This window comes from Mizugakiibacter sediminis (assembly GCF_000953855.2).
GTDB classification, from domain to species: domain Bacteria; phylum Pseudomonadota; class Gammaproteobacteria; order Xanthomonadales; family Rhodanobacteraceae; genus Mizugakiibacter; species Mizugakiibacter sediminis.
In genome coordinates this window covers 10,772-18,695 of record NZ_DF970188.1, presented here as the reverse complement: position 1 = coordinate 18,695, position 7,924 = coordinate 10,772, and the positions used below count along the sequence as shown (strand labels likewise).

The following is a 7,924-nucleotide window of genomic DNA, read 5'->3' as shown; positions in this document are numbered from 1 at the left end:
AGCGAAGCCGGCGCGCCCGGCCTCGGCCGGAAGCAGATCGCCATCGTCGCGCTGGCCTCGGCCATCGCCGCACGCCACGCGCCGCTGACCCGCGCGATCGCCGCCGACGCCGCCGCGCATCTCTCCGCCGAGGAGCAGAACGGCGCCCGCGCCGCCGCCGCGATCATGGCGATGAACAACGTCTACTACCGCTTCACCCACCTGGTGAACGACCCCGAGTACGCCACCCTGCGCGCCGGCCTGCGCATGAACGTGATGGCGAATCCGGGCTGCGCCAAAGTCGACTTCGAACTGGCCTCGCTGGCGGTGTCGGCGATCAACGGCTGCGGCGCGTGCATGGAGTCGCACGAGAAGACCCTGCGCAAGCACGAGGTCTCCGCGCAGGCCGTGCAGAGCGCGGTGCGCATCGCCGCCGTGCTGCACGCCGTGGCGGTGACGCTGGAACAGGCGGAAGCCGCGCAGACAGACCTGTCGGCGGCGGCGTGATCGAGACAGAAGCGGAGGTCACGCGCGTGATGCGCCTCCGCACGGCGCCGCATCCTGCGAGTTTCCGGCGCATGAACACCCGCGCCTCGACGCGCAGTCCGTGCCGCGTCTCCTTCTCGACGAGACAAGGGAACGCGAGATAAGGGGCCGAGGCAATCGAATCCGTGGTCGAGTCTACTTGCGTGGGCGCCACGATCCATGCGCCCACGCGACTCGCATCCTGCACCACGCGGTCTTTCCACGGCCGCGACGGTGGTAATGCGATGCCACAGTCCCCGCGCAGCGTGGCCGCGAACCGTACGCAGCATCCGCACCGAGCCTGCTTCCCCGCCGCTCATGCTCGCGGAGCGCGTGATTCCCGCCGGCGGCCCGCCGTGACCATCGGGCGTTGACGCGCGTCGCCCGCGGGTGGTGTGCTGCGGTTTTGCCGCCACGGAGGGACGTCCCGTGCATCACCGCCTTCGCCCGCTCGCCTTCGCCGCGCTCGCCGCCTGCGCGAGCGGCGCCTTCGCCGCCACTCCCAACGACGTGCCGCCGCTCGGCAAGCTGCCGCGCTGGGCGGTGCCGCAGGACTACGCGCTCGACTTCCGCGTCGACCCGCGCCAGACCACCTACACCGGCACGGCGACCATCACCGTCGACCTGAAGCAGCCGGCGGACCATCTGTGGCTGCACGGCCGCGACCTCGACGTGAGCAAGGCGACGATCGCCGACGCGGCCGGCGAGTCGCACCCGGCGCAGTACCGCGCGGTGGCGGAACAGGAGGGCGTCGCCGAGGTGGGCTTCGGCCGCGTGCTCGAACCTGGCCGCTACACGCTGACGATCGCCTTCAGCGCGCCGTTCAACACGCGCCTGGAGGGCCTGTACAAGGTCAGCCACAAGGGCGTGCCGTACGCCGTCACGCAGATGGAGCCGATCAGCGCGCGCTACGCGTTCCCCGGTTTCGACGAGCCGTCGTTCAAGACGCCGTTCAAGCTGAGCGTCAGCGTGCCGCAGGGGCAGGCCGCGGTGGCGAACACCTTGCCGGTGAAGGAGCAGAAGCTGGCCGACGGCTGGACGCGCTACGAGTTCGCGCCGACCCGGCCGCTGCCGACCTACCTGGTCGCCTTCGCCGCCGGCCCGTGGGACGTGGTCAAGGGGCCCGACATCCCGGCGACGCCGTGGCGCGACCACGCCACGCCGCTGTACGGCGTCGCCGCGCAAGGCGAGGGCAGGCGCCTCGAGCGCGCGCTGGCGCAGACGCCGGCGATCGTCACCGCGCTGGAGGACTACTTCGGCTACGGCTACCCGTTCGACAAGGTGGCGCTGGTCGCCGCGCCCGACTTCAGCGCCGGCGCGATGGAGAACCCGGGCCTGGTCACCTTCCGCGACTGGCTGCTGCTGCTCGATCCGAACTCGCCGGCCTACTACGTGCGCGCCTCGTTCAACGTCAGCGCGCACGAGCTGGCGCACCAGTGGTTCGGCGACACCGTGACCATGCCGTGGTGGAACGACATCTGGCTGAACGAGGCGTTCGCCACCTGGATGCAGGGCAAGATCACCCAGCAGCTGCGGCCGTCCTACCGCGCCGACCTCGACCGCATCGAAGGCGCGCAGTACGCGATGGGCAACGACAGCCTGGTCAGCGCGCGGCGCATCCGCCAGCCGATCGAGAACAACGGCGACATCGAGACCGCCTTCGACGGCATCACCTACCAGAAGGGCGCGGCGGTGCTCGGCATGTTCGAGCGCTACGTCGGCGCCGACGTGTTCCAGCAGGGCATCCGCGCCTACGTGCGCGAGCACGCCTTCGGCAACGCCACCGCCGACGACCTGATCGCCGCGCTGGCCAAGGCCTCCGGCAAGGGCGAGCGCTTCGAGCGCGCGATGAAGAGCTTCCTCGACCAGTCCGGCGTGCCGCTGGTGCGGACCGAGCTCGACTGCGATCACGGCAAGCCGGTGCTGCAACTGAAACAGAGCCGCTACCTGCCGCTCGGCTCGCGCGGCGAGACCGACCGCCTGTGGGGCGTGCCGGTGTGCGTGCGCTACGGCGCCGGCGGCGGCACGCAGACGCAGTGCGAGCTGCTGGACCGGCGCGAGGGCCGCATGACCCTGGCCGGCGCGCAGTGCCCGGCGTGGTACATGCCGAACGCCGACGCCGCCGGCTACTACCGCTTCAGCATGCCGCAGGCCGACTTCGACCGCCTGACCGTGGCCATCGGCCGCCTCTCCGACCGCGAGCAGCTCGCCTACGCCGACGCCGTCGACGCCGCGTTCCGCCGCGGCGACCTCGACGCCGCCGCGGTGCTGGCGGCGATGCGCACCCTGGCCGGCTCGAAGACGCGCCAGGTCGCCACCGCGCTGATCCCCGCCGTCACCTGGATCTGGCGCTACGAGGCGCGCAACGACGCCGAACGCAAGCGTCTCGCCGAGGTCACGCGCGAACTGTACCTGCCGCGCCTGCAGGCGCTCGGCTACGAGCGCCGCGCCGGCGAAGCCGACGACGACGCGTTGCTGCGCGGCTCGCTGGCCAGCTTCCTCGGCCTCGAGGTGAAGCTGCCGGAAGTGCGCCAGGCGCTGCTGGCGCAGGCCGACAAGGCGCTGCGCCCGAAGGCCGACGGCCGTCTCGACCTCACCGCCGCCAACCCGGACCTGCTGGGCACGTCGCTCGCGGTCGGCGTGCAGGAGCGCGGCAAGCCGGCGGTCGACGCGCTGCTCGCCGAGCTTGCGCGCAACAGCGAGCCGGCGCAGCGCAACGCCATGCTGGGCGGCGTCGGCGCGGCCACCGATGCCGCGCAGGCCACGCGCGTGCGCGATTTCGCGCTCGATCCCAAGGTCAAGGTCGGCGAGATGGCGATGCTGCTCGGCTCCAGCCGCGACAAGGGCGCCGGCCGCGAGTCGCTGTGGACGTGGTTCACCGCGCACTACGACGCCGTGGTCGCGCGCACCGACAGCTTCGCCGGCGGCGAACTGCCCGCGCTGATCGCGCGCGGCGGCTGCTCGCAGGCCGAGGCCGACCGCCTGCAGGCGTTCTTCCAGCCGCGCCTCGACGAGATCACCGGCGCCGCCCGCGGCCTGGCGCAGACGCGCGAGCAGATCGAGCTGTGCACGGCGCTGCGCGCGAAGCAGGATCCGGCGGCGATATTGCGCTGAGGTAAAACCTTCGGGCACGGCAGGGCGCGGATGGACGCGGATCGGCAGAACGCTGCTCCGCGTTCATCCGCGTCCGAGAAGAATTCCCCGTGTCGAGGCCCATCCCGCCGGCGCGCGGATGCGGTGCCCCTGTTGCTGAGGACGTGCCCCGCGACGGCATGATCGGCGCGCCGCCCGGTACACTGCGCGCGGGCCGATGGGGAGGACCGTCATGCTGCGCAGGCTGGGGATGCTGGTGCTGCTGTTGGGGATGGCCGCGACGGCGCACGCCGCCGACGAAGGCGCGATGCCGCCGCCGCTGCGCGACTGGCAGGGCTGGGTACTGCACGGCCACGAGGCGCGCGCCTGCCCGCTGCTGGCGACGCACGCGGCACGCAGCGACGACGATTTCCAATGCGCCTGGCCGGGCCGGCTCAAGCTCGACGCCGGCAGGGACGCTGCGCGCTTCGCGCTCGCCGTGCGCGTCGATGCCGAATCCTGGATCGCATTGCCCGGCGACGCGCGCGCCTGGCCGCAGGACGTCGAGGTCGACGGCAAGCCCGCGCCGGTGCTGCGTCGCGACGGCGCGCCTGCGCTGCGCCTCGACGCCGGCACGCATGACGTCCGCGGCACGCTGGCCTGGGATACGCGCCCGCCGCGCCTGACGGTGCCGCCGTCGATCGGCTTGGTCGATCTGCGCGTGGACGGCGTGCCGGTCGCCGCACCCGAGCGCAACGACGATCAGTTGACGCTGGGCGCCACCGCGGCCGCGCAGCGCGTGGCCGACGCGCTGTCGCTGCGCGTCTATCGCCGCCTCGCCGACGGCATGCCGCCGGCGCTGGACACGCGGGTCGAACTGCAGATCGCCGGCAGCCCGCGCGAACTGCTGCTGGGGCCGGTGCTGCCCCGGGGTTTCGTCGCCACCGCGCTGGCCGGCGACCTGCCGGCGCGCCTCGAACCCGATGGCCGCCTGCGCGTGCAGCTGCGCCCGGGCCAGTGGACGCTGACGCTGGGCGCGCGCGCCACCGCGCCGCTCGCCGCGGTCGCGCTGAAGCTGCCACCGGCGCCGTGGCCGCGGCAGGAGATCTGGAGCTACGCCGACGATCCCGCGCTGCGCACCGCGCGCGCCGCGGGCGCGCCGAGCGTCGATCCCGGCCAGGCCGGCGTGCCGGACGACTGGCGCGCGCTGCCGGCGTTCGCGATGGACGACGGCGCGCGGCTCAGCGTCGAGCAGCGCGCACGCGGCCGCGCGGGCGCGGCCGCCGAGCACCTCGGCCTGCAGCGCGAGCTGTGGCTCGATTTCGACGGCCGCGGCCTGTACGCGCGCGACCGCCTGCAAGGGCCGCTGGCCGGCACCGACCGCCTCGACGTCGGCGCGCCGTGGACGCTGCTGCGCGCCGCGCAGGACGACACGCCGCTGCTGGTCACGCACGGCGCATCGAAGGGCCTCACCGGCGTCGAAGTGCGCGCCGCCGATCTCGACCTCGTCGCCGGCCTGCGCCTGCCGACGCGCGGCGGCCGCGTGCCGGCCACCGGCTGGCAGCGCACGCTGGACGGCGTCGAGGCGATCCTGCACCTGCCGTACGGCTATCGCCTGCTCGGCGCGCCGGGCGCGGACCGCTCGCCGGACAGCTGGGTGGCGCAGTGGAGCCTGCTCGACCTGTTCGTGGTCGCGCTGATCGCGCTGCTGGCCGGACGCCTGCTCGGCTGGCCGTGGGCGCTGGTCGCGCTCGGCTTCCTCGCGCTGTCGCAGCACGAGTTCGGCGCGCCGCGCTGGACGCTGGCGCTGGCGGTCGCGCTGCTGCTGGTGGTGCGCGCGCTGCCGGAAGGGCGGCTGCGCACGGCCGGCCGCGTCGGCGGCGTCGCCATGCTGGCGCTGGCGGCGCTGTGGACGCTGCCGTTCGCCGCGGTGCAGTTGCGCGACGTGCTGCATCCGCAACTCGAAGGCGACGCGCTGACGGCGCTGCCGGTGCCGTATGCGGCGAAGCAGGAAGCCGCGACCGCCGAGCGCGAGGCGCGCGTGCAGTACGCGCCCGCAGCGCCGAAGGTCTTGCCGTCGCGGCCCCCGGTTTCCGTGACGGCGGAGGCGGTGTCGGCGCCCGCGCCGGCGCCCGAAAACAAGTCCGGTCTGCAGACCATCGCGGTGACCGGCTCCTTCCTGTCGCCGTCCGAACTCGCGCTGCAGACTCCTTACGCCCCCGGCAGCGTCGTGCAGGCCGGCCCCGGCGAACCGGCGTGGCGCATCGGTCGCGCCTATCGCCTCGGCTGGGACGGCCCGGTCGACGCCGGGCAGAGCGTGCGCCTGGTGATCGCGCCGCCGTGGCTGACGCGCGCGCTGCGCGTGCTGATGATCGGCTTGTTGGTGGCGCTGCTGGCGCGCATCGCGCAGGGGGCAGGCGGATCCGGCAGGGCGGCGCTGCGCTGGCGTGGCGCGGGTGCCGCCGCGCTGCTTGCGCTGGCGGTGCTGGCGCCAGTCGCGCACGCGGACGATCTGCCGACGCCGCAGTTGCTGGAGCAGTTGCGCCAGCGCCTGCTGGAAGCGCCGAAGTGCGCGCCCGCCTGCGCCGCGCTGCCGCGGGCGCAGCTCGCGGCGGACGGCGACCAGGTGACGCTGAGCCTCGACGCCGCTGCCGGCGCGGCGATCGCACTGCCGCTGCCGGCGCCGGATGCGGCACTGACGCTGATTGCGGTCGCCGTCGACGGCAAACCGGCCGACGCGCTGGCGCGCCGCGAGGGCGCGCTGTGGCTGCCGCTGACGCGCGGCGTGCATCGCGTCGTGCTGGGTTTCCGCGCCGGCGCGGCCGACAGCGCCACACTGAGCTTCCCGCTGATGCCGGCGCGCGTGCAGTTCGCCGGCCGCGGCTGGGCGGTGTCGGGCCTCGACGGCACGCGCCCGTTGGGCGACGCGCTGACGCTCTCGCGCGTGCGCGCCGCGCCGGTGAACGGCACCGTCGCCGCGCCGACGCAGGCATTCCCGCCATATGTGCGGGTGACGCGCGATCTGCTCTTCGGCCTCGACTGGACCGTGCGCACGCGCGTCGAACGCATCGCGCCGGCGTCGGGCGGCTTCGACGTGGCCGTGCCGCTGCTGCCCGGCGAGCACGTGCAGGACGAAAACCTGAAGGTGCAGGGCGGCCGCGTCAGCGTCGCCTTCGCCGGGGACGCCAACCAGGTGTCGTGGGACAGCCGTCTCGATGCGCGCGCCGCGCTCGCGCTGACCGCGCCCACGCTGGACGAGCGCGCGGAGGTCTGGCGCGTCGCCAGCGCGCCGCTGTGGCATGCGGCGTTTTCCGGCGTGCCGGAGAGCGCGCCCGACGCGGGCGACTTCGCCCACGTGTTCCGCCCGCTGCCGGGCGAGACGCTGAAGATCGCGCTGGCGCGCCCGCAAGCGGTGCAGGGCGACAGCCTCGCCTTCGACCGCGTCGCCGTCACCGCCGCGCTGGGCGAACGCGCGATGGAGACGACGCTCGGCCTGGCCGCGCGCAGCACGCAGGGCGGCGAGCACGCGATCGCGCTGCCGCGCGACGCCGTGCTGCTGTCGGCGACGCGCGACGGCCAGACGTTGCCGCTGGCGCTGCACGACGGCCGCGTCAGCCTGCCGCTGCTGCCCGGTTCGCACGCCTACGAGCTGCGCCTGCGACAGGATGCCGACGCGGCGTGGCGCGCGCGCACGCCCTTGTTCGACCTCGGCGTGCCGGCCGCCAACATCGAGCTCGCGCTCGACCTGCCGCGGAGCCGCTGGGTGCTGTGGACCTGGGGCCCGCAAGCCGGGCCGGCGGTGCTGTACTGGTCGCAGCTCGCCGTGCTGCTGCTGGCGGCGTGGCTGCTGGCGCGCTTCGCGCCGACGCCGCTGCGCCTGCGGCACTGGCTGCTGCTGGGGCTCGGCTTCTCCACCTTCGCCTGGAGCGCGTTCGCGCTGGTCGCGTCGTGGCTGATCTGCCTTGGTCTGCGCGCGCGCCGCGCGCCCGCCGAGCGCGTGTTCAACCTGGTGCAGCTCGGTCTCGCCGCGCTGTCGCTGATCGCGCTGGCGGTGCTGGTGTCGGCGGTGCCGCACGGCCTGCTCGGCCTGCCGGACATGCACGTCGCCGGCAACGGCTCGACGGCGTGGGCGCTGCGCTGGTTCGCCGACCGCGGCGCCGGCGCGCTGCCGCGCGCCGGCGCCTTCAGCCTGCCGCTGTGGGCGTACAAGCTGGCGATGCTGGCCTGGGCGCTGTGGCTGGCCAACGCGCTGATCGGCTGGTTGCGCTGGGCGTTCGGCGCGTGGACGCAGGGCGGTTACTGGCGGAGCCGGCCGCGACGCGCCGCGGCGGCGGAAATGCCGAAGCCG

The 7,924-nt window shown here is 74.4% G+C and carries 3 protein-coding genes; all 3 read left to right on the top strand.

Going from position 1 to position 7,924, the window contains the following annotated elements; all coding sequences use genetic code 11:
- Positions 1–486 (top strand): carboxymuconolactone decarboxylase family protein (locus MBSD_RS07340; RefSeq protein ID WP_062536484.1); only part of this gene is annotated, 486 nt, incomplete at its 5' end.
- Between the two features lie 447 nt (positions 487–933).
- The gene (locus MBSD_RS07335) at positions 934–3,618 is read left to right on the top strand and encodes a M1 family metallopeptidase (protein ID WP_062536489.1); all 2,685 of its coding nucleotides are present in this window, start codon (positions 934–936) and stop codon (positions 3,616–3,618) included.
- A gap of 211 nt (positions 3,619–3,829) precedes the next feature.
- Positions 3,830–7,924 (top strand): hypothetical protein (locus MBSD_RS07330; protein ID WP_187300578.1); only part of this gene is annotated, 4,095 nt, incomplete at its 3' end.